The sequence below is a fragment of the Nonomuraea harbinensis genome (assembly GCF_019396385.1).
Taxonomy (GTDB): Bacteria; Actinomycetota; Actinomycetes; order Streptosporangiales; family Streptosporangiaceae; genus Nonomuraea; species Nonomuraea ferruginea.
The window spans coordinates 352,069-372,668 of sequence record NZ_JAHKRN010000001.1; the positions used below are offsets into that span (position 1 = coordinate 352,069).

Sequence of the window (20,600 nt, forward strand, 5' to 3'; positions counted from 1 at the left end):
GACGCCTACCGGCGTCAAGGAAACGGCCCGTGAACCTCACAAGGGAGTAGAGCATGCTGCGACTCTTCAACACCCTCGGCGACCGTATGTTGTCGGCTTTCGTGCCCAAGGTCACCGCTCAAGCCGCCTGCACGACCTGGAAGGAATTCTGCTACTGCAGCGGCGTCTATTCCATCTCCCGGTGGTGCGACCGCGGTTGCGACAGCAGCCAGACGACCTGCGGGCCCTGCAACGTAAGAGGGGCCAAGTACAGCTGCTAGCCGACACGTAGGGCGCGAGTGGCCGCCGGCCCGGAGCCGGTGGCCGCTTCCGCGTCAGCGCTCCCTGAACCCCGCACCGATGAGTGAGGCGCCTTCCGTGCAGGTCGTGATCGCAGTGCTCCTGGCCGGTGCCGGCGTGGCGGCCCTCGCCGCGGTGCTGCGGCGCAGGTTCGTGCTGGCCACGGTCGCGGGCTTCAGCATGGCGCCCACCTTGCGTCCCGGCGACCGTCTCCTCGTACGCCGCGCGCCCCTGTCACGCCTGAGCGTGGGCGACATCGTGGTGGTCGTGCCGGACGCCCGGATGGCGGACCCGCGCCACCCCGCGGGGTACGTGATCAAACGGCTGGCCGCCGTACCGGGGGACCCCGTACCGGATCACGTACCGTCGCCCGCGCACGAACGCATCCCACCGGGCCGGATGGCGATCCTGGGAGACAACCCCGACGCCAGCCGCGACTCGCGGGACTACGGCCTGGTCACCCAGGAGCAGCTCGTCGGCGTCGTCGTACGCGCCATCGGCACCTGAACCCCTGACGCCGATTCTGCGGCGAGAATTCTCGCGGAACCTGTCGAGGATCGGTGCCGCCCGTTCGTCACCCGGACGACGCAGTTCTGTCGACCACGAGGAGTGACGATGAAGTACGCGATGCTGATCTTCGGCGACGACCGCGAGTGGAGCGGGCTGTCCCCGGCCGAGGAGCAGGACGCGATGAAGCAGGTCTACGACTGGTACGAGCGGTGGCAGCCGACCGGCAAGATCGCTGACGGCGGCGCCGAGCTGCAGCCCCGGGAGACGGCGAAGACCGTGCGCGCCGACGGGACCGGTCAGCCGATGATCAGCGACGGGCCGTACCTGGAACTCAAGGAGGTCATCGGCGCGGTCGTCATGCTGGAGTGCGACGACGTCGACGAGGCCGCGCGGATCGCGGCCACCTGGCCGCTCACGGCCGGCATGAGCGCGCTGGAGGTCCGTCCGGTGATGAGCCGCGAACAGCTCTGACGCTGGGCGCCGGTCTCACAGCCGGCGCCCCAGCTCACCCACTCGACGCGACATCAGCTCCCGTTCGGCCGGGTTCGTCGCCAGCTCCAGAGCCCGCTCCGCCGCCGTCAGCGCCTCGGCCGTACGGTCGAGCGCGGCCAGCAGGTCGGCCCGGGCGGCGTGCCACAGGTGATAGCCGGCGAGCCGGGCCCCGAGCGCGTCGACCTCGTCCAGCGCCGGAGCCGGGCCCACCGCGAACCGCGTGGCCACCGCCCGGTTCAGCAGCACCACCGGAGACGGGTCCAACGCGTACAGCCGGTCGTACAACCCCCGCACGCCGGCCCAGTCGGTGGCCTCGTACGAGACGGCCAGGGCGTGGAGCGCGGCGATGCCCGCCTGCACCTGGTACGGCCCGGGCCGGCCCTGGCGCACCGCCGCCCGCAGCCGCAGCGCCGCCCGTCCGATCGCCGCCCTGTCCCACAGTCGCCGGTCCTGCCGGCCGAGCAGCACGATGCGGCCCCGCGAGTCGAACCGCGCGTCGACGCGGGCTTGGTGCAGCTCCAGCAACGCCGCCAGACCCGCGGCCTCCGGCTCACGGGGCAGCAGCCCGGCGAGCTGGCGCGCCAGCTCGACCCCCTCGCGGGCCAGCTCGCGCCGCTGGGCGGACCGGCCACTGGGCAGATAGCCCTCGTTGAACACGAGATAGATCACCGCGAGCACGGTCGGCAGCCGGTCGACGTACTCATGCGGCTGGGGCACCTCGAACCGGATGCCGCGCTTCCGCAGCTGACGCTTGGCCCGGGAGAGCCGCTGCGCCATCGTCGGCAGCGGCACCAGGAACGCGGCCGCGATCTCGGCCGTACTCAGGCCACCGGCGGCGTACAGCGTCAGCGCGACCCGGGCCGGCTCGGGGAGGTCTGGATGGCAACACGCGAACACCATCGCCAGCCGATCGTCCACGCCCGGTTCAGGCGGCGCTTCCGCCGCCAGCCGCGCCATCTTCTCCCGGCCGACGGCGTCACGGCGCAGCCGGTCCAGCGCCCTGCGCCAGCCCGTGGTGACCAGCCAGCCGGTGGGGCTGTCCGGCACACCCTCGTCGGGCCAGCGCCTGAGCGCCTCGGCCAGCGCGTCCGACAACCCCTCTTCGGCCCGGTCGAAGTCGCCGAGCCGCCGGCTGAGCGCGCCGAGCATGCCGGCCGCGTCCGTCCGCCAGATCCGGTCCAGCAGTTCCGCCACGTCACTCACCGCACCAGTCTGCAATCCTCACCGTACGGAGCGGTCACGCCTACCGCGGACGCAGTAGATTCGCCGTTCGTGCGGCGTCCGCGGTAGGGAGAGATGTCTCCGTCAGCGGGATGACCGGCGGCGGGTCCAGCGGACATAGTTCTTGGCGTCCAAGCGGGAAGCGGAGGAGCGCCTCATGTCCGTCCTACTCGACCTCGCCGCACAGGTGGCCTCGCCCGTGTGTACGACACCGGCGGAATGCGCGGACCAGGGTGTCGATACGTTCCTCGGAACCCCTGAACGCGTCTGGGCCAGCGTGGCCGCACTGGTGGCGGTGGGCGGTGTGGTCATCGGCTGGCCGGCGTGGCGCTCCGTCCGCCGGGCAGGCAGCGGCGGGAGGAGGAGAGCCATCGCGGCCCTGGTGATGGGGCTCGTCGGCGGGCTCAACGGCGCGGTGAAACTGGCCGTCGCCGACGGCGGTCTCGGCACCGGCAACGGAGTGTTCGGGGCGGCCATGGCCCTGGCGCTGGGGCTGGCCGGCGCGGCCCTCGGCGGGCTGGCCCTGGCCCGCTCCCGCCCCTCACCGGTCACGCCGCCACTAAATTGACCGCATGACCGAACTCGGACCCGTCGCCTGGCCGCCCGCCCCCATCAAGACCGAGCGGCTCGTCCTCCGTGAGCCCGAGGCCCGGGACCGTACAGCGATCATCGAGCTGTTCACCTCGCCCGAGGTGGGCACCTACATCGGTGGCCCTCGACCGCGTGACGAGTTCGAGCGCGCGTTGCCTGCCGTGCCCCGGCGCCGCCCCGGCCTTTTCGTGGCTGATCTCGACGAGTCGATGATCGGCATCGTCGACATCAAACGGCGCGACGCCGACCGTCCGGGTCGCGTCCGTCCGGACGGCGGTGAGGTCGAGCTCGGTTACATGTTCCTGCCGGAGGCGTGGGGACACGGGTACGCCGCCGAGGCGTGCGCGGCGGCACTCGACTGGGTCGCCGACGCGCTTCCCCGCGAGCCGGTGGTGCTCACCACCCAGACCGCCAACGACCGCTCGATGCGCCTCGCGGCGAAGCTGGGGTTCACCGAGGTGGCACGGTTCGAGGAGTACGACGCCGAGCAGTGGTTCGGCGTGTGGATCCCGATCACACTGTCCGGTTGATCAGAGCCAGTACGGCCGGCCGCGTCCGGTTGATCAGGGCCAGTACGGCCGGCCGCATCACGCCCGCGTGGCACAGGAGCCCCGGCGGCCGTCTCCAGCACGAACAGGCGCTCGCCGGCCTGGTCGCGGCTCTGGCCCTGGTGCGGGGCGCCATCCCGTTCGCCGCGTCACAGACGGTGGTCGACTTCGCGTTCACCGGGCTGATCACGCTCGCGCCCTGGCTCGCGGACCGCGGAGCTGCGGTTCCTGCCGGGCCTCGATGGAGTTCCCGCGGCCGGGGCCCCGTCCTTCCCTGGCCCGGCTCGGCGACATGCGTGCCGCCGGCGTGCTGGTCGAGCTGACGGTCACAGGCTCGGTCGGCGGACTGCCGCCGGCGGTCAACCTGGCCGCCTACCGGATCGCTCAGGAGTCCCTCACGAACGTCATGCGGCACGCCACGGGGCGCCAAGGTCCTGATACTCACCACCTTCGACGACGACGCCCTCGTCCACGACGCGCTGCGCGCCGGCGCCAGCGGGTTCCTCCTCAAGGACGTGGACCCTCCCGACCTCGTCCATGCCTGCCGGACCGTCGTCCGTGACGAGGCGCTGCTCGCGCCGGCCATCACCCGCAGGCTCATCGAACGGTTCCTCGCCACCCCGCCTCCGGGCCGCCCGCCGGCCGCGTTCTCCCGGCTGACGGCGCGCGAGCTCGAGGTGTTCACGCTGATGGCTCGGGGCCTGGACAACCAGGAGGTCGCCGACCGGCTGGTGATCTCCGCCACGACCGTACGGACGCATATCACCCGCATACTCGCCAAACTCGGTCTGCGCGACCGGGTGCACGCCGTGGTCCTCGGCTACGAGTCCGGGCTGGTCCGCCCCGGCGAGGGCGGCTGATCAGATCCGCTCCTTGCGCTTCGGCAGCGCAAGGCATCCCCGACGGGCCCTCAGCACTGACACAGACTGCAAGAGACGCCGATCCGCCTCAGGCGGAAGCAGTCGCAGTTGGTCCACTGCGACCCCGTCACGCGCGCCGCAAGCTGATCAGCCCGCTGCCGTTGATCGGACCTTACAGCGAAAGCACTCCTGGAGCGCTTTTCAGTACTGCCACTTCTCATTTCGGCGGTGCCTGGTCGGCTCCGGCTCCTCGCCCCGCAGCAGGGTCAGCCGCACGCGCTGCCGGGCCTTCCGCTCAGCGATGTTCGCGTCTTTCCCGATGCCCTCATAGGACCCGCCGACGTCATGCCTGAAGCGGCGGCCGTCCTGCTCCTGAATGCGTAACGGCATGGTGTTATCGGTCCGGCTCACACCGGGAATTCTGGCAGCCGCACAGATGCACATGCCACCACCTGTTGCCGGCAAACGCCCCGGGAGCGACAATCGCTACGGGGCATTCTTGCTGTTCAGACGAGGTGGTCAGGGGCGGGGCCGAACCGCCGATCCGCGGCAACGTGATCAGTCGACGCACATCGCGTTATGGGTGGACTCGAAGACCCATGTGCCGCCACCTGGAGAGGAATAGATCAACAGCGTGCTATAGGTCCCAGGGGTGCAGTCGTGGCCGACCGCGAGGACGTCTTGTCGAGCCCGCTGTTCGGCCGCCGCTAACCCGGCCGCGTAGGTGTTGCCCGCCCCCCGACCAGTGGCGCTGCGGGGGGTGTCATAGCCATCGGCGTGCGCGGCCAAGGGCGCGGTCGCCAGGCCGACCGCCACCACCGCTGAGACGAGACCGAGCCGGCGGAGCCAACTGACTTTCTGCATGCTTCTCCGAAACGCATGGCCAAGGGCACTCTGGGGAGTCAGTCTTCGATTGTTCGTACGGGCCGGTTTCCGCACCCGATGATGTAAGTTTCATCCGCCGTTGGAAGTCATGCGGGGCAAGTGGAACGGCGGGCAGCTAATGCGCGGACGCCCTCAAGCTCGGTGGTTCATGGTGCTGCCCGGGGCCTGTATCGGAAGTCGGTCGGGAGTCGCTGAGCTGTGGCGGTCAACCCACCCGACCGGTTTCCTGCGATCTCCTGGTCGATCTTCACGTAGAGTGCGATCAAGAGGGTCCAGAGGCTTGTCCTCATGTACGGATCATTGAGGCCCTCGCTCCTGTCGCGGGCCGGAACTCGGGATCTCCTCCTCCGGATGACCGCCGATCACACCATCTGACAAAGCGGGCTGGGCCGCGTCCATGTCCGAGACGTACGAAGGCGGTCGATGAAGCGCTACATCCTGACCGGCACCCCTGGAGCCGGGAAGACGACGATCCTGCGTTGGCTGGAGTGTGACGGCTACACCGTCGTCGAAGAGGCGGCGACGGACGTCATCGCCCTGGAGCAGGCTCGGGGTGAACCCGAGCCGTGGACGAAGCCGTCCTTCGTGGGGGCGATCGCCGCCTTGCAGTGCCGACGGCAGGAACAGGCCGCGGCCCTTCCCGGAGATGTACAGATCTACGATCGATCGCCCGTCTGCACCTACGCCCTGGCCACTTACCTCGGCCATCCTGTCTCTCCGGCTCTGTCCCACGAATTGGAGCGCATCCAAGCTCAGCAGATCTACGCCAAGAAGGTGTTCTTCGTTCAGAGCCTCGGGTTCGTCACGCCGACCGACGCGCGATCGATCACCTTCGAGGAGTCCCTGCGATTCGAGCAGATCCACCAGGACACCTACACCTCACTCGGCTACGAGTGCGTGCCGATCGCTCCAGGCCCGCTGCCGGACCGGGTGGCGACGGTCAAGAAGCTGCTCGAAGCCGCATCTTGACCGGCCCACGGACCTGCGCAGTTTGTCCTGCCAGCTCGGCTTATCCCAGGCCGAACTTCCGCCTCAGCCAATAGGCTCTCGGCAAGCTGGGAGACGCCTCAGTGCCGTCCACGCAGCACGTGGAAGCCGCATCTTCGTAGGCAGGCTGTTCAACGAAGGTAGGGGCTGCGTTCGCCATTCTTCGCAGGGCTCCGGTTCGGCGATGAAGCCGGCCACGCAACGTCGTCGATCGCGAGCCACGGCGCGGTGGCCACGGCCGTGGGCGTGAGCCCGGCGAACGTCTTGACCTCACGGTGGAGGTGGGATTGGTCGACATAGCCGCTCTCGGCGGCGACGCCGGCGGCGGCGTTACCCGCTGCGAGAAGGTGGGCGGCGTGGTCGAAGCGCACCAGTTGGGCGGCGCGTTTGGGGCTGATGCCGAGCTGGGACCGGAATCGGGACCACAGGCGTTTGCGGCTCCAGCCGACCTCGTCCGCCAGGCCGTCGACTCGCACCCGCCCCCGGCTGGTGAGCGTCCGCCGCCAGGTGTAGGCGACTTCCGGATGAACCGGCGGGCGGGCGCGCAGCCGCCGGCCGAGGACATCCGCCACGATCGTGAACCGTTCGTCCCATGACGCAGCGGCGCGCAGCCTGTCCTCGGCTTGCTCGGCGTCGCGACCCCAGACATCCTCAAGGGCTGCCAGCGTCCCGGTGAGCTCGATCGATGCGCCGAACACCGCGGCCGCCGCCACCGGCTCGAACCGGATCTGGAGGCACTGTCCGACCCCTCGGCCGGTTGCTCGAAAATCGCCTGGGAGGAGCCCGACGACGACACTGCCGCGCTCGCGTCGGCCGTGGATGTCGTAGACGATGCCTTCTCCGTCGCTCAGATCGACGAGCAAGGTGACAGACGGGTGCGCGACCATGGCGATGTCGACGGGTGCGGGGGAACGGTGACAGAACCCGGCCATGCTGATCCCCGGCAGCCGACCGGATGAGCGCGGGACGGCGACCTCCACCTGCGCCCAGTCGGGTGGTGCCCCTGTCGACAGCACACGACCACTCTAGGCGTCAGGGATCGCGGGCCTGGTGTCAGTGGCATGTTCCCGTGAAGCCCAGCAGCAGTTCGCTGGTCGTCTCAGGGGCTTCCAACATGGGTAGGTGCCCGACGCCGGGCAGCAGTTCGACCCGGGAGCTGGGCACCGCGTCGTACTGGTGCGCCGACGACGGCTCCCAGCGGGGGTCGGCGGCGCCGAAGATCACCATAACCGGTACCTGGAGGGCGGCCAGACGCTCGGGCACGCTTCGCTCAGCGATGTACGCGCTGTTTCGGCGCAGCGTCGTCCTGAACGCGCGGTAGGAGGTCCCGCGCAGTTCGGCGACCATGTCGTCCGGGATCTGCACCGGGCGAGCGGCCGTCGCGCTGAGCCCTCTGCGGATCATCGCGTCCGAACGCCTCGACCACAACAAGGGGCCGAGAGGCGGGCCCAACAGGACCCGGAGGATGAACGGCTGCGGAAGCAGCGCATCGGGACTCGGGCCGGTGCTGATCAGCACGAGCGACCTCACCAGGTCGGGGCGCTGTTCTGCCAGCGCGGTGGCGACGTAGCCGCCGCTGGAGTGCCCCACCGCGGCGACGGGACCAAGGCCGAGGCCGTCGAGCACGGCCGCCACCCGGACTGCTTGGTCGGGCACCTCGTACGACGGCGCGGGCGGGGACTGGCCGCAGCCTGGGAGGTCGACCCGGATGAGGTGATGGTGGCCGGCGAGTTCCGGGACCATCGGGCTCCAGGAGGCGCCCGAAGCCCCCGATCCGTGGATGAGCAGCAGTGGCGGCGCCTGTCGCGGGCCGTTGTGGACCACGTGCATCCGATGCGAGCGCTCGAACTCGTACTTACTCATGCATGGGACTATGCACAAACGCTAGACCATCAGTCTTGGACGAATGTTCCCGCAGGCTCGACGACCGACGGACCAGCATGGGGCACGATCGATCAACCAGCACTGCGTGCCCGCGGGCAGGGCGCGTGGGGACGGTGGCGCGGATGCGTCGGTGTGTGGGGACGTTGCTGTCAGCGCTGTGTCACCGTAGCCATGGTCACCGGATGACCAGCCACGGCGAGCGGCTGTTCGTCCTGGGCTGGGCTTGGGCGTTGCGCCGGCGTACGTAGGCGCCGATCGCTGTGTTCCGCTCGTCATGACTGCGGTGGTCGGTGCCGTTCAGCGCGGTGCGACTCGGCTCCGTCCCGGGTCGCACCTCAGTGGCATGCCGGCTGACGGTCGCCGTCGGCGCCGAAGGTCAGCAGGCGCTCGGCCAGGCGCTGGACGGCGGTCCGCAGTTCCCTCGGCGACACGATCGTGAACCGGAAGCCGAGCCCGGCGAGCATGGCGGCCATGCCGTCCAGGGACTCGGCCCGCATCCGCAGGAGGACTCCGTCCGGGGCCTCGGTGAGGGTGGCCACCGACGGCGGGACGCGGCGGGCGGCCTCGGCGAGGGGAACGTGCAGGACGACCTCGACGACGTGCGCGTACGGCACCTGGGCCAGCGACGCGGTCACCTGCCGCACCGGGTCGGACTCCTCGGGAATCTCGTAGGAGGCAGCCCCCGGCACGACGGTGGAGATCCGGTCGAGCCGAAAGGTGCGGGTCTCGCCGGACCAGTGGTCGTGACCGGTCACGTACCAGCGGCCGGAGTGGAAGACCAGGCCGTGGCCGTCCAGTTCGCGTTCGGTCTGGTCGCCCTTCCAGGAGCGGTAGCGCAGGGTGACCCGGCGGCGGTCGCGGATCGCGGCGGCCAGGGTCAGCACGGCCCGGCTCGCGGGTGTCGGCGCCGCACGTTCGGCGAGGGTGAAGCCCAAGGTCTCCTCCAGCGCGCTGACCTGTTCCCGTAGCGTGATCGGCAGCACCCGCCGGATCTTGGCCAGGGCGGCCTCGGTGGCCTCGGCGGCGAGGCCGAGGCGGCGTCCGGCGAGCAGGCCGAGAACCACGGCGGTGGCCTCGTCGTCGGTGAGCATCAGCGGGGGCAGCTTGTAGCCGGGCATCAGGTGGTAGCCGCCGTAGCGGCCGCGCTCGGCGGTGACCGGGATACCCAGTTCGGCGAGCCGGGCGGCGTAGCGCCGGACGGTCCGCTCGTCCACACCGAGGCGCTGCGCCAGGTCGCGGCCGCCCAGCTCGTGGTGTGCCTGAAGCAGTTCGAGCATCGCCAGCATCCGGGTCGCCGGATATGACACAGGTCACCTCTTAATCCGGGCGGATTCTGTCCGCTATCAGCTTTAGCGTAGCGACGTCGGCTCACTGGAAGGACGATGAGATGGCGAACTACGTGCTGGTTCCCGGCTTCTGGCTCGGCGCCTGGGCCTGGGACGAGGTGGCGCAAGAGCTGCGCACCGCGGGACACCAGGTGCGGGCGGTCACCCTGACGGGGTTGGCGGAGCGGGCCGGGGAGCTGTCGCCGGAGGTCGGCGTGGAGACCCATGTCCTGGACATCCTCGCGGCGATGGACGGATGGGAGGAGGTGGTCCTGGTCGGGCACAGCGGGGCGAATGTCCCGGTGACCGCGGTCGCCGACCGGCATCCCGAGCGGCTCAGCCGGGTGGTCTATGTCGACACCGCGCCGCTGCCGTCCGGTGTGGCGGTGATCGACTTCAATGACGAGGCCACGCAGAAGGCCTGGCGCGCTCAGGTCGGGGACGGCTGTGCGCTCGACGCGCCCGCCTTCGAAGAGGGAGAGCGGATGTTCGCCGGACTGACCCAGGAGTATTGGGCGCAGATCAGCGCGAAGGCGACGGCGGAGCCGTGGGGCGCGGTCACCCAGTCGGTTCAGCGGCCGGGGCGGCTCCCAGCGACGCCGAAGACCATGGTCGCCTCGACGATGCCGGCGGCGGTGATTCGCGAGCTGATCGCCTCGGGGAATCCGGCGTTCGCCGAGCTCGGCACACCCCAATGGACCTTCGTCGAGCTGCCGACCGGTCACTGGCCGATGTTCACGCGACCGGCGGACCTCGCCGCGTTGCTCTGACAATCTCCTCGTTCACCTTCGTGAGAAGCCCTTACGTGGTGACGCGGACGAACCTCAGTGAAAAAGCGTCCCCAAAAGCCTGCTCGTTGGGCCGTCGGCCACATCGAGGCCATCTCCACGCCGACAAGCAACTCAGCCACAGCGATCGCCACGATCGCGGGTGCGGCGTTGTTCGGCGGGCCGTCTCCTCATCATCCGAGACAAGCCCGGTCACCCTTGTCCAGCACCGCTTCCCGACCCGTCACCTCGGCGAAACCGTTCGTCAGAACAACTTGTTCGTTAGCATGGTTACAAACATGTTGGCGAGCAAGCTCGGGAGTTCATGGTGCTGACCGCCGATCTCGGGGAGATCGTCCAGAACCTGCGGGCGGTGGGTGCGGACATCAGCGACGTCGAGGTCAAGAAGGCGGAGGGTGGGCTGCCGAAGTCGTTGCGGGAGACACTGTCCGCGTTCGCCAACAGGAACGGCGGAGTGATCATCCTCGGCCTCGAAGAGGGCGCGGATTCAAGGCCACGGGATTGGCGGATCCCGCCCAGCCAAGGGCTCTTCCTCGCCCTCCTACGGCAAGGCGAAGACGAGCCCATGGACAATAGGTCCTATCGCGAGCACACCGGCGTCGACTCACGCGTCGCGACACTCGAGCTCCGGGATCTGGTCTCCCGCGAATTGATCCTTCCGGAAGGAACCGGCCGGTGGACGCGCTATCACCTGGCGGAGCATCGATCCACACCGCACCCGCAGCGCGCCGACCGCCGGCAGACGATCCTCGACGCTCTGGGCCACGAAACACTCTCCCGTGCCGAACTGTCCTCGCGCACCGGTCTCGGAGACCAGATCGTCCGCAGATGGCTTCGCGTCCTACGTGAAGAGAACGTCATCGAGACCGTCGGTGGTAGCCATCGCAGTCCGAACGTCCGATACCGCCGCGCCCAGCAGGAACCGCTCTTCCCCCCACGCAGCTAAAGCGTCGACACCGCGCTCCGCCTCGGCCTGCGCCGTGGGGAACTCCTCGGGATCACAAAGCTGTCTGACTATATTGATTTACCACCCTATAAACCGATGTCAAGATATTGATTGCCCCGTAAACACATGAAATATCGGAGGCATCCCCTCAAGTAAGACACAGAGGAGCATCCGGTGAAAATCCCCCCAATCACCGCACGCCTGGCAGTGGCGCTGGGAGTCGCCTTCGCCATGGTCGCAGTGGGCGCCGTCCAGGCCACCGCGGCCCCCGCCGCCGTCAAGGACGCCGCCGACACCGGCGACACCGCCGAGGTCCCGGGCGGTTTCGCCTCCTGGAAGGATCTGGTGGCCACCCAGGAGAAGCTGGTCAAGGCCGCCGACCGCGTCACCGCCGCCGTCAAGACGCGGGGCGACACCGGGTTCGCCGGCATCGTCGCGGCGCCGGAGAACCGTGAACTGCGCGTCTACTGGAAGGGAGACACCCCCGAGCGCATCGACGACCTGGTCGGCCGACTGCGCCGGGACGTCCCGGTCAGTGTCCTGCCCGCGGCCTACTCGGCCCGGGAACTGGAGAGCGAGATGAACCGCCTGGTCCGCGCCTCCGGCGGCGCGATCACCTCGATCGCGCCGAACGTCGACGGCTCGGGCCTGACGGTCTCGGGCGCCGACCACGGCCTGACCCGCTCGAAGGTCGCCGGCTCGGCGGTGCCGGTCACCGTGGAGGCCGGCGTCACGCCGGCCCCGGCCAGCCGCTGGAACGACGACGCACCCTGGCTGGGCGGCGCGGCCTGGCGCAACGCCGGCACCGGGCTCGGCTGCTCGACGGGCTTCGCCGTCACTCTCGGCGGGGTGAGCTGGATGCTGTCCGCGGCCCACTGCGGTAGCGTCGGGCAGACGGCCACCGACCCGACCGGCCAGGTGATCGGCCCGATCGCCTACGCCAACACCAGCCGCGACGTGATGCTGATCCGCGCGAACACCGCCGGTCGTGTCTACAACAACGACCCCGCCGCCACACCCCAGGAGTTCAGCAACCCGGTCGTCGGCACCTCGGCCTCCTACGTGGGCATGTGGCTCTGCACCTCCGGCGCCTACTCGGGCACCGTCTGCCTCTGCCAGGTGAAGGCGATCAACGTCACGATCTTCGGTCCCAGAGACACATTCCGTGGCCTGGTCCGCGTCGAGAGTCCGACGTACAAGAACGCGGCCGGCCAGGGCGACAGCGGCGGCCCGGTGGAGACTCCGGAACCGTCCGGCATCATCCAGCAGTACGCGGTAGGGGTCATCTCCCTCATCGACACCAGTGCTCAGGTGCCCTGCACCGGCTACGTCGTCACCGGCCGGGTCTGCTCCTGGCGGCTGTACTACGCGCCGTGGAGCAACGCGACCTCCGCATTCCCGGGAATCGCCATCATGACCGGCTGACGCCTCGACCTGACGAGAGGCCGAACGGGTACGCGGGCGGGACCGAAGAACGCTCTTTGAAAACCGTCGGGTGTGGTGATGAGCAGGACAGGTGTGCCGATCGTCGTCGACGCCGCCCGTGCCCCGTTCGTCACCGTTGTTCCTCCTTGGCTCGTCGGTGCGCGTCGCTGCCCTCTCGGTAGAAGAGGTAGCCCCCGTGGTGCAGTACGTCTCCGTCGAACGTCCCGTCCGCGCTGAATCCGGTGTCGTCGGCGTACTCGATCCGGGTCCCGGAGACCACATAGGAACCCGTGTAGGCGCTCTCCCGCTCTCCGCGGGCCTCGTCGTAGCGGCCGTTCGCGAGCAGCTCCTGGCGGATGTGCCCGTCGGCCGTCACCCACATTCCGACGTACGGGTGCGGTGACGCCTCTCCGTTCTCGTCCGGGCGTGTCCGTGGTGTCGCCGTGGCGGGTGACGGCGTCTCCTGCCGGCCGTGCTGCGCCGCGTTGTCAGGGCCTGCGAGTCTTTCGCTGTCCGGCCCCGCGGAGCACGCGGCGAGACCTCCGGCGAGGAACACGGCGACGCCCATGCAGCCGACCATGGTTTCGAGGCGGGTCTTCACGAGGTTCTCCCTCGCATATCGTCCCGGTCTCCGGAGCGAGTCACCGTCAGCGAGCCGAGCAGACGCAGCGCGTTCGCGGTCCGAGTGCCCTCCTGAGCGTGGTAGACGATCAACTGCTGCCCTGGAGCGGAGCGTACGTCGAAGGCCTGTAGCTGCAGGGTCAGCTCGCCGACATCGGGATGCAGCAGGACCTTCGCGGCGTCACTCTTGCCGCGTGCGTCCCGCCGCCGCCAGAGGTCGGCGAACTCGCGGCTGTTCTCCATGGCAGTCCGCAGCACCTCCTGGATCCTCGGGTCGTGCGGCCAGGCGCCTTCGAGGAAACGGAATCCCGCGACCACATTGGCCGCGGCCTTCTCCCAGTCGATGTAGAACGAGCGAACCGACGGGTCGAGGAAAATCGTGAGCAGCAGGTTCGTGCCGGGTTGGAGGTGGTCGAAGACCGCGCGCCCCAGCGTGTTCGCGGCCAGGACGTCGTAGGCCCGTCCCAGGAGCAGGGCCGGCGTGCGGTCCCACAGCTCGGCCAATGCCAGCAACTGGGGGGCCGCCTGCTCGATGCTGCCCTGCCGGCGTGGGGGCGGGATCACCCCCCCGATCCGGTACAGGTGCAGCCGGCCGTCGTCGTCCAGCAGCAGCGCGTCACTCAGCGCGTCCAGGACCTGCGGCGATGGCCGCCGCTCACGCCCCTGCTCCAGCCGCAGGTAGTAGTCCACGCTGATGCGGGCCAGCATCGCGACCTCTTCGCGGCGCAGGCCGGGGACGCGCCGCCGCCCGTCCTCGGGCAGACCGACATCGGGCGGCGCCACCTGCGCGCGCCGGGCCTGTAGGTAGTCACCCAGTCTTGAGGTTGTCATGCCGACCAGGCTAGTTTTCCCCGCGGCCGGGAGCCTGGTCCCAGTGCACCCAGGACGAACACGGCCTTCTCCCCAGACCAGGCCCTGTCAACAATCAAACGCATGACCGAAATCTTCACTTCCGCTGACCTTGACGCCGTCCTCACGGGCGCCGCTCGTCCACTGCTGCTGACCGATGCCACCGTGCACACCCTCAACCCGGTCATCGGGACCATGGAGCACGCCGACGTGCTGATCGGCGCGGGACTCGTCGTCGGCGTCGGCCCGGGCATCATCACCGCCGCCGAAGACGACGACGCCGTGGTGATCCGTGCCACGGGTACCACGATCATCCCCGCCGTCCTGGACATCAGCGCCATGCTCGCGTACGCCCCGCACCCAGAGGGTCCGGGCACAGCGGGTCCGGGCACGCTCACCCCGGGTGTCCCGGCGCACCTCGCCGTCCTGGACGACGCCGACGCGCCGGACCTGCCCACGGCGCTGCGTACCTCGCTGACCGATCCGGGGCGGCTGCGCGCGGTCCTGCGTGACGGCGTGCCGATCGCATGGGGCGGGACCGTGCTCGCCCCGTCGTCGCGGCACCCCGCGACGACGGACGCCGACGGAGGCGTCGCGGGCCGCGTCGACCCGGACCGGGTCGGCGTCTGGATCGACACCGAGGACTTCCTGCACCAGGAGCTGACCGCCGACGGCCGCTACGACGAGACCCGCGGCGGACGCGCGCACGCGTACCAAGGCCGCTACTGGATCGACGGCGACCGCATCGACTATCTCGACGACCTCGGATTCTGGGCCTTCGGCCAATTCGACGGGGACACCCTGCACCACGCCGGCTACACGATGCGCCGTAAGGACGTCCGATGACAGAGAACCTCCTGCCCACCCTCGAAACGCTCACCATTGCCGAGCGTGATCCGGACCGTCTGGTCCTGCTCACCGGCGGTACCGTGGTGACCGTGGACCCTGTACTGGGGACGCTCGAAGACGCCGACGTGCTCCTGCGCGGCGATCGGATCGCGGAGGTCGGCCGCGGCCTGACGGCGGCGAACGCGATCGTCATCGACGTGTCGGGTTCCATCGTCGCCCCCGGGTTCGTCGACACGCACCGTCACTCCTGGCAGGCCCAGATGCGGCGCACCATTCCCGACGTCAACGACCTCGCGGGCTATCTCCAGTCCACGCTCATGCAGGTCGCGCCGCTGTACCAGCCGCACGACATGTACGTCGGAACCCGCCTGGCGGCGCTCACGGCGCTGGACTGCGGGATCACCACGATGCTCGACTTCTCCCACAACTCCCGAACCGGCGAGCACTCCGACGCCGCGATCCACGCGTTGCTCGAATCCGGCATCCGCGGCGTACACGCGTCGATGAGCCCGCATTTCGGCGACTGGGACCAGCAGTGGCCGCACGACCTGGCACGACTTCGGACGACCTACTTCTCCACCGACGACCAGCTGGTCACGCTGAGACTCGCCGCTCTCGCCACCCCTGATATCGCCGGGGCGCGCCTCGCCTACGGCCACGACCTGGCCCGGGTCGCGGCTGACCTCGACATCGGAGTGAGCCTCGACGTCATGTTCGGGGCGGCGGCGTCCGAGGCGATCGTGCGGTGGGAGCGAGAAGGACTGCTCGGACCGCACATCGAGTCGATCCACTCGACGGCCCTGTCCGGCGACGCGTGGTCCGCGATGCGCGACACGGGCGTCACCGTGTCGCTCGCGCCGACCTCCGACATGCAGATCGGCCTCGAAGACGCCGTCCCACCGGTCGACGAGGCGCTCGAATATGGCATCCGGCCCGGTCTGTCGGTGGATGTCGAGGTCGCGCTCGCGTCGGACATGTTCACGCAGATGCGCACCCTGCTCGCCGTCCAACGCATGCGCGCCGTCCACGCCGCCTACGGCACCGACAACGAGCCCGTACGCATCACGACACGTGACGTCCTGGACTTCGCGACGCTGTCCGGCGCCCGAACGCTCCGGCTCGACGACACCACCGGGACCATCACACCCGGCAAGCAGGCGGATCTCATCGTCGTCGACGCGGAGGACCTCAACACCATGCCGCTGCACGACCCGGTCGGGACTCTCGTGCTCGGTGCCGACCGTGGCAACATCACCTCGGTCTGGGTCGCCGGTCGCGTCCGCAAGTGGGCCGGGCGCCTCGTCGGCGTCGACGTGGACGACCTGCGCACCCAGGTGCACGACTCGGTCGACGCCATCACCGGTCGGCGGGCCGCTTGATGCCCTGAGCGCCCGGCCTGATTCCGCCGACGGGTAGCGAGACGTTCGGGTCTTCATCAACCGCGTCCGGAAGGAATGCCAGTGCTGCGAGCACGGATGGGACGCCTCCCGTGAGCGGCCCACCTGCTGCGCCCTTGAGGCTCCGAAATGCTGCGGGTCGTATCTGTCCACACGGATGATCCAGTCCATCCACGCGGTCCTTCGGAACGCGCTCGAACGGGCCGTACGTGAGGAGATCATTCCGCGGAACATCGCGAAGCTCGTCACGGTCTCCGTGCCCTCGTCGACGCGTGCTGAGGGTATCTCGTGAGGATCGGTTCCACTCGCTGTACGTCCTCTGCCTCGGTCTCCGGCGCGGGGAACTGCTCGGCCTTCGCTGGGAGGACGTCGACCTCGACTCGGGCACTTTGGAGGTGGTCCAGACTCTCCAGCGCGTCGGTGGCGAGCTCCGGTTCGTCCGTCCCAAGACGGAGAACTCCGAGCGCACGATCCCGCTGCCCGAGATCTGTGTCGATGCTCTCACGGAGCACCGCAGGCGGCGGTTCGTCGAGCGGTCAGACGTCTGGCCTGACTGGGACGATCATGGACTCGTCTTCCCGTCTCGGCGGGGAACGCCGATGGAACCCGACAATCCCCACCGAAGCTGGGGAGCCGTCCGTCAGGCCGCCGGCCTCGGCGAGATACGCCTCCACGACATGAGGCACACCTGCGTGAGCCTCCTCCTGGACCTCGGCGTCCCGCCGCACATCGTCCGGGAGATCATCGGCCACAGCGACATTGAGGTCACCATGACGATCTGTGCCCACGCTTCTCTCGATGAGAAACGAAAAGCACTTCGACGGCTCGGAGATTCACTCCAATAGAAGTCTTAAGGGGTTTTCCCTCACTCGGGAAGGCCCCTTAGCTCTGTGACCTGGGACTTTAAGCCGCCAGAGCTGTCAACCTCCTGCTTTCGGGCAGGCTAGCGCGACTTAGCTTGTTAGGACTTTTTAGGGCAACACCACGCTTGGGCGACGATTTATCGTCGTGTCTCCACCGTGCCCCGCGCCAGGCGATCCAACTGGTCATGCCACCGGAGAGGAGCATGAACCCTACTTGGGATGGCGTGGGCGCTTCATCGAAGCCAGCGGCTGCGGCCCCCATCGCAGCCAGACCCGGTATGAGGGCATCGACAGGCCGCGGCTGTGTGGGCCGCCGGTTCCGGCGGCGCGCGCGCCCTCCCATGGATCACATTATGCCCACATGTCCCGCAAGTCGCGCGGGAAGCTCTGGGGATCTCTCAACTGCTCGCGACGCTACAGGTAGAGGACGTTGCCGTCAGGGTTGCCGTCAGCAGACACAGAAACGCCCCGGAGCGGTGATCGCTACGGGGCATTCTTGCTGGTCATCTAAGGTGGTCAGGGGCGGGGTCGAACCGCCGACCTTCCGCTTTTCAGGCGGAGCAATCACCCTGCTCGGATGATCGAGGTTGTGGTCAGGCGCGTGTGGACGATGGCGCAGATGCGTCGGCATGAGGGGACGTTGCTGTCAGTGCTGCTGTCACCTCATCCATGGTCACCCGGTGGCAAGGCCCGACGGAGGAGGGCCTTGCCACCGATCGCCCCAGCCCGTACGACGGGCACCGAAGTCCGCGATCGTCGTTAGCGGGTCGCTTTGCTTGCTCGCAGCGGCTCATGCCTGGGCCGTATAATTTGCCCAGCAGGTCGCGAGTGCGCGAGCGAGGCCCAGGATGCGCCGTCGGGATCACTGCAGGTGTGCCTTCAGTATGGATCTGCGCTGGCGCTGCGCCGTCGTCGGGCTGGTAGTACTAGCCACTGTCTAGGAAACGACCTGCTTCCGCCCTGTTCACGGGGTGCGAAGGCCCCGAACTGCCCACGTCAGGACGAGAGCAGGGGCATGCGGCGTGACGAGATCGCAACGTCTCGCCAGGACGATAATGTGATGCACATCACATTGCCGCGACCCGCCATCACCGCACGGAATTTCGTTTAAGGGATGTGAGGCCCGTGTGCGTACGCCACGGCCGGAGATTTGCCAAACGAAAGGAATCGCCCCATGAAAAGAGCGGTGTACTCCGCGCTTCTCCTGGCCATCGCATCGTTCGCAGTCACCGGAGAAGGCCGGTCGGAGTTGCGGGACCCGGCGTTACTTGCGCAGCAGTGGGCAGCATTCCCGGAATCCCGGCAGCCGCGGCCGGTCGTGCTGATCGGAGCCCTTCCGGAAGTGAACAAGTCCGGCGGCTACATCACCCGAGTGCGGCTTGGCGCGAATTTGTCTTCACAAGCTCCGAAACCAGCCGACGTCCTGTTGGCGGACGGCACCGCGAGCCTTCCGCAGATCTCCCCCATCGCGGCGTATGAAGAAGTGAGGCGACATATGGAGCGACGTGCGGCACCGGGACGCGAGGGCACCGTTCTGAACGCTGAACACGTTACTCACGAATTCCTCTCCGATCGCGGCCTGATACGACTACCGGCCTGGAGATTTCAGATCGCGGGCGGCGGATCGTTGACGTGGCCGGCGCTTTCCCCTCAGGCATTCTGGCGCCTCGGGTCGGTCTCCTCGTCCTCGAAGATCATGCGGGTGAGCGCAGACCGCACGAAACCCGAGATCACCGTATGGATGGACTCGGGGCACGGCTGCGGAGAACAGGGGGACGAGCGGCCGACCGTGCATATCATGGAAACTTCGGACGTGGTCATCGTCAGTACGGCCAAGCCTCCGGCGTCCCTGGACAGGATGTGCGTCTCGACCGCCGATTTCCGGGCTCGGCCGTTCACCTACGTATTGAGCAGCCCCCTGGGGAACAGAGGGTTGCTCGACGAGGCCGGCCATCTTCCGGTCGTCCACCACGAGGACGTGGCGCCGATACCCGGCAAGCCGCCTCGCTAGAGGACTATGTCAAGCGACTGTATGGCCGTGTAGAAGTCCTGGAACACCAAGTAGTCGCCGTCACCGTTCTGGTTACAGCCGCTGATGATGCCCTCAGCGAAGACGTAGGAGTAATCGCCGCTGAGCGAGAATACCGGGCCTCCACTGTCGCCGCCGCGGCATCCGCGCTCCCCGTTGACCTGGTCGGCGTGAAACATGTCGCCATAGCACTCGTAAGTACCCCACAGGTCGGTGTCGCAGTATCCGACCGGGAAGTCGTTCCTGACCTGCCACAGGCACACGGCGCCGCTGTACGATCCCGAGGTGCAAAGCCATTCGCCCGGGGTGACGTGACTCCATCCGGCGACCCACTTGGTGTACTCGGGGCTGGTGTTGGCGCCGCCAGGGACGCCCCCGTCCCACATGTACTTGGATGCGGGGCCCGGCATCCCGATCAGCATGAGGTCGTAGTTGACCCTCTCACTGGTGGCGTAGCCGATGTTCGCCGATCCTGCACTGTTCCACCAGTACTGGCCTTCGTAGCCACAGTGGCTCGCCGTCACGAGATACGAGTAGCCGCTGGTGCGCCCCTGCACGGGCCAGCCCGCAGTGCAGAAGGCGCTTCCGCCGTCCCAGATTCTCGCGCCTGCGAAGAAGGGATTGGTGTCGTTGAGACGGCCAGCGGTCCTAGCCCGGGGTTCCTGCTTGATCGTCAGGGGGACGCGTATGTCGGCCAAGGCCGAGTAACTGGCCTGCAGTTGTGACGGTGCCGTGGTGACCTCGGTTACGGCGACTATGCCCGAGCCGTCGCCCTTGACCTCCACCCGGTGGATGGACCCCTTGGGGTCCTTGAACATCTGCTCTTTGAGCTTGTCCGCCTCGGCGTGCAGTTCGGCGCGGGAGTATGGGGCCTGCGTGACGGTCACCGGGGCGTCGACTCGTGCGCTTTCAATGGCGGCGGAGATGTCAGAGGGCACTTTGCCCTTCCACCAGACCTGCACGCCTTCGTTGTTGATGTGAATACCGGCGAAGCCGCTCCCCTGCGGATTCCGGACGTCACCGACGAGCTGCACCAGGGCTTCTTGTATCTTGTTCGCGGCCCGTTTACGCGGCTCCTGCTCCTTCATCAGATCCAGAGTGCCTGGAGGTAGGTGACTGAAGGGCTTTCCTTCGATGGACAGTTTCGACTCCGGGTCGTCGCCGACCGTTTCAGCTGCCGAAACCGGCGCGATAATCGCGCCCACAGTCAGTGCAGCCATGAACGGGACCAGTAATCGCCGGAAACACTGT

Annotated in this window: 22 protein-coding genes, 1 tRNA gene and 1 pseudogene; 14 read left to right on the top strand and 10 right to left on the bottom strand. The window is 68.3% G+C overall.

The window, feature by feature from the left end; translation table 11 throughout:
* Nucleotides 1-366: 366 nt before the first annotated feature.
* Together KME79_RS01680 and KME79_RS01685 are read left to right on the top strand one after the other, a co-directional pair.
* Entirely contained in the window at nucleotides 367-786 is a 420-nt protein-coding gene (locus KME79_RS01680; protein WP_219542998.1) for a S26 family signal peptidase, read from the top strand.
* 108 nt (nucleotides 787-894) lie between these two features.
* The gene (locus tag KME79_RS01685) at nucleotides 895-1,260 is read left to right on the top strand and encodes a YciI family protein (protein WP_219542999.1); all 366 of its coding nucleotides are present in this window, start codon (nucleotides 895-897) and stop codon (nucleotides 1,258-1,260) included.
* Between the two features lie 15 nt (nucleotides 1,261-1,275).
* Here the strand turns inward: KME79_RS01685 and KME79_RS01690 are convergent, their stop codons facing one another.
* Nucleotides 1,276-2,484, bottom strand: coding sequence for an RNA polymerase sigma factor (locus tag KME79_RS01690; protein ID WP_308248739.1), 1,209 nt, complete (start codon nucleotides 2,482-2,484; stop codon nucleotides 1,276-1,278).
* Nucleotides 2,485-2,659: 175 nt separating this feature from the next.
* Between KME79_RS01690 and KME79_RS01695 the strand changes: the two genes are divergently transcribed.
* From KME79_RS01695 to KME79_RS46795, 4 genes are all read left to right on the top strand, one after another.
* Nucleotides 2,660-3,070, top strand: coding sequence for a DUF6223 family protein (locus KME79_RS01695; RefSeq protein ID WP_219543000.1), 411 nt, complete (start codon nucleotides 2,660-2,662; stop codon nucleotides 3,068-3,070).
* A gap of 4 nt (nucleotides 3,071-3,074) precedes the next feature.
* Nucleotides 3,075-3,623, top strand: coding sequence for a GNAT family N-acetyltransferase (locus KME79_RS01700; protein ID WP_219543001.1), 549 nt, complete (start codon nucleotides 3,075-3,077; stop codon nucleotides 3,621-3,623).
* Entirely contained in the window at nucleotides 3,620-3,964 is a 345-nt protein-coding gene (locus tag KME79_RS01705) for a hypothetical protein (RefSeq protein WP_219543002.1), read from the top strand. Before KME79_RS01700 ends, KME79_RS01705 begins: the two co-directional genes overlap by 4 nt.
* Nucleotides 3,965-4,156: 192 nt before the next feature.
* Nucleotides 4,157-4,501 carry a response regulator transcription factor gene (locus KME79_RS46795; protein WP_308248740.1) on the top strand — a complete coding sequence of 115 codons (345 nt, stop codon included), beginning with the start codon at nucleotides 4,157-4,159 and terminating at the stop codon, nucleotides 4,499-4,501.
* Between the two features lie 201 nt (nucleotides 4,502-4,702).
* On the opposite strand, the gene KME79_RS01715 is transcribed toward KME79_RS46795, so the two are convergent.
* On the bottom strand, nucleotides 4,703-4,912 hold the full coding sequence (locus KME79_RS01715; protein ID WP_219543003.1) for a hypothetical protein: 210 nt from the start codon (nucleotides 4,910-4,912) through the stop codon (nucleotides 4,703-4,705).
* A 147-nt stretch (nucleotides 4,913-5,059) separates the two neighbouring features.
* A complete protein-coding gene (locus KME79_RS01720; RefSeq protein WP_219543004.1) occupies nucleotides 5,060-5,365 on the bottom strand; it encodes a hypothetical protein in 306 nt (101 codons plus the stop codon).
* Nucleotides 5,366-5,809: 444 nt separating this feature from the next.
* Between KME79_RS01720 and KME79_RS01725 the strand changes: the two genes are divergently transcribed.
* On the top strand, nucleotides 5,810-6,355 hold the full coding sequence (locus KME79_RS01725) for an AAA family ATPase (protein ID WP_219543005.1): 546 nt from the start codon (nucleotides 5,810-5,812) through the stop codon (nucleotides 6,353-6,355).
* 149 nt (nucleotides 6,356-6,504) lie between these two features.
* Here KME79_RS01725 and KME79_RS01730 read toward each other — a convergent pair whose 3' ends face one another.
* The 3 genes from KME79_RS01730 to KME79_RS01740 all read right to left on the bottom strand — a co-directional run bounded on the left by KME79_RS01730 (nucleotide 6,505) and on the right by KME79_RS01740 (nucleotide 9,564).
* The gene (locus KME79_RS01730; RefSeq protein ID WP_308248741.1) at nucleotides 6,505-7,389 is read right to left on the bottom strand and encodes a helix-turn-helix domain-containing protein; all 885 of its coding nucleotides are present in this window, start codon (nucleotides 7,387-7,389) and stop codon (nucleotides 6,505-6,507) included.
* A gap of 37 nt (nucleotides 7,390-7,426) precedes the next feature.
* Entirely contained in the window at nucleotides 7,427-8,236 is an 810-nt protein-coding gene (locus KME79_RS01735) for an alpha/beta fold hydrolase (RefSeq protein WP_246639062.1), read from the bottom strand.
* Between the two features lie 356 nt (nucleotides 8,237-8,592).
* A complete protein-coding gene (locus tag KME79_RS01740) occupies nucleotides 8,593-9,564 on the bottom strand; it encodes a helix-turn-helix transcriptional regulator (RefSeq protein ID WP_308248742.1) in 972 nt (323 codons plus the stop codon).
* 80 nt (nucleotides 9,565-9,644) lie between these two features.
* Between KME79_RS01740 and KME79_RS01745 the strand changes: the two genes are divergently transcribed.
* The 3 genes from KME79_RS01745 to KME79_RS01755 all read left to right on the top strand — a co-directional run bounded on the left by KME79_RS01745 (nucleotide 9,645) and on the right by KME79_RS01755 (nucleotide 12,741).
* Nucleotides 9,645-10,352: an alpha/beta fold hydrolase gene (locus tag KME79_RS01745; protein ID WP_219543006.1), complete on the top strand. Its 708-nt coding sequence runs from the start codon at nucleotides 9,645-9,647 to the stop codon at nucleotides 10,350-10,352.
* A 322-nt stretch (nucleotides 10,353-10,674) separates the two neighbouring features.
* Nucleotides 10,675-11,316: an AlbA family DNA-binding domain-containing protein gene (locus KME79_RS01750; RefSeq protein ID WP_219543007.1), complete on the top strand. Its 642-nt coding sequence runs from the start codon at nucleotides 10,675-10,677 to the stop codon at nucleotides 11,314-11,316.
* A gap of 174 nt (nucleotides 11,317-11,490) precedes the next feature.
* Nucleotides 11,491-12,741, top strand: a complete 1,251-nt coding sequence (locus KME79_RS01755) for a trypsin-like serine protease (protein WP_219543008.1) — start codon at nucleotides 11,491-11,493, stop codon at nucleotides 12,739-12,741.
* A 130-nt stretch (nucleotides 12,742-12,871) separates the two neighbouring features.
* On the opposite strand, the gene KME79_RS46080 is transcribed toward KME79_RS01755, so the two are convergent.
* Nucleotides 12,872-13,342 carry an Atu4866 domain-containing protein gene (locus KME79_RS46080; protein ID WP_308248743.1) on the bottom strand — a complete coding sequence of 157 codons (471 nt, stop codon included), beginning with the start codon at nucleotides 13,340-13,342 and terminating at the stop codon, nucleotides 12,872-12,874.
* A complete protein-coding gene (locus KME79_RS01765) occupies nucleotides 13,339-14,193 on the bottom strand; it encodes a helix-turn-helix transcriptional regulator (RefSeq protein ID WP_219543009.1) in 855 nt (284 codons plus the stop codon). Before KME79_RS01765 ends, KME79_RS46080 begins: the two co-directional genes overlap by 4 nt.
* Nucleotides 14,194-14,295: 102 nt before the next feature.
* Here KME79_RS01765 and KME79_RS01770 point away from each other — a divergent pair, with 102 nt between their 5' ends.
* From KME79_RS01770 to KME79_RS01780, 3 genes and pseudogenes are all read left to right on the top strand, one after another.
* On the top strand, nucleotides 14,296-15,057 hold the full coding sequence (locus KME79_RS01770; protein WP_246639063.1) for an Atu4866 domain-containing protein: 762 nt from the start codon (nucleotides 14,296-14,298) through the stop codon (nucleotides 15,055-15,057).
* The gene (locus tag KME79_RS01775) at nucleotides 15,054-16,439 is read left to right on the top strand and encodes an amidohydrolase family protein (protein ID WP_219543010.1); all 1,386 of its coding nucleotides are present in this window, start codon (nucleotides 15,054-15,056) and stop codon (nucleotides 16,437-16,439) included. Before KME79_RS01770 ends, KME79_RS01775 begins: the two co-directional genes overlap by 4 nt.
* Nucleotides 16,440-16,476: 37 nt before the next feature.
* Nucleotides 16,477-17,302: pseudogene (locus KME79_RS01780) on the top strand (tyrosine-type recombinase/integrase); the annotation flags it as partial.
* A 531-nt stretch (nucleotides 17,303-17,833) separates the two neighbouring features.
* Here the strand turns inward: KME79_RS01780 and KME79_RS01785 are convergent.
* Nucleotides 17,834-17,894, bottom strand: a tRNA-Phe gene (locus KME79_RS01785).
* Nucleotides 17,895-18,494: 600 nt separating this feature from the next.
* Between KME79_RS01785 and KME79_RS01790 the strand changes: the two genes are divergently transcribed.
* On the top strand, nucleotides 18,495-19,331 hold the full coding sequence (locus tag KME79_RS01790; protein WP_219543011.1) for a hypothetical protein: 837 nt from the start codon (nucleotides 18,495-18,497) through the stop codon (nucleotides 19,329-19,331).
* Here KME79_RS01790 and KME79_RS01795 read toward each other — a convergent pair.
* Nucleotides 19,328-20,569 (bottom strand): trypsin-like serine protease, encoded by a 1,242-nt coding sequence (locus KME79_RS01795; protein ID WP_219543012.1) that lies wholly within the window; start codon nucleotides 20,567-20,569, stop codon nucleotides 19,328-19,330. The two genes, KME79_RS01790 and KME79_RS01795, sit on opposite strands and share 4 nt — an antisense overlap.
* Nucleotides 20,570-20,600: the final 31 nt, after the last annotated feature.

Bases quoted from the DNA above. Each gene is read 5' to 3' on its own strand.
- KME79_RS01685 (WP_219542999.1), top strand. From the start codon at position 895: ATGAAGTACGCGATGCTGATCTTCGGCGACGACCGCGAGTGGAGCGGG.
- KME79_RS01695 (WP_219543000.1), top strand. From the start codon at position 2,660: ATGTCCGTCCTACTCGACCTCGCCGCACAGGTGGCCTCGCCCGTGTGT.
- KME79_RS01700 (WP_219543001.1), top strand. From the start codon at position 3,075: ATGACCGAACTCGGACCCGTCGCCTGGCCGCCCGCCCCCATCAAGACC.
- KME79_RS01720 (WP_219543004.1), bottom strand. From the start codon at position 5,365: ATGCAGAAAGTCAGTTGGCTCCGCCGGCTCGGTCTCGTCTCAGCGGTG.
- KME79_RS01725 (WP_219543005.1), top strand. From the start codon at position 5,810: ATGAAGCGCTACATCCTGACCGGCACCCCTGGAGCCGGGAAGACGACG.
- KME79_RS01735 (WP_246639062.1), bottom strand. From the start codon at position 8,236: ATGAGTAAGTACGAGTTCGAGCGCTCGCATCGGATGCACGTGGTCCAC.
- KME79_RS01745 (WP_219543006.1), top strand. From the start codon at position 9,645: ATGGCGAACTACGTGCTGGTTCCCGGCTTCTGGCTCGGCGCCTGGGCC.
- KME79_RS01750 (WP_219543007.1), top strand. From the start codon at position 10,675: ATGGTGCTGACCGCCGATCTCGGGGAGATCGTCCAGAACCTGCGGGCG.
- KME79_RS01765 (WP_219543009.1), bottom strand. From the start codon at position 14,193: ATGACAACCTCAAGACTGGGTGACTACCTACAGGCCCGGCGCGCGCAG.
- KME79_RS01770 (WP_246639063.1), top strand. From the start codon at position 14,296: ATGACCGAAATCTTCACTTCCGCTGACCTTGACGCCGTCCTCACGGGC.
- KME79_RS01775 (WP_219543010.1), top strand. From the start codon at position 15,054: ATGACAGAGAACCTCCTGCCCACCCTCGAAACGCTCACCATTGCCGAG.
- KME79_RS01790 (WP_219543011.1), top strand. From the start codon at position 18,495: ATGAAAAGAGCGGTGTACTCCGCGCTTCTCCTGGCCATCGCATCGTTC.
- KME79_RS01795 (WP_219543012.1), bottom strand. From the start codon at position 20,569: ATGGCTGCACTGACTGTGGGCGCGATTATCGCGCCGGTTTCGGCAGCT.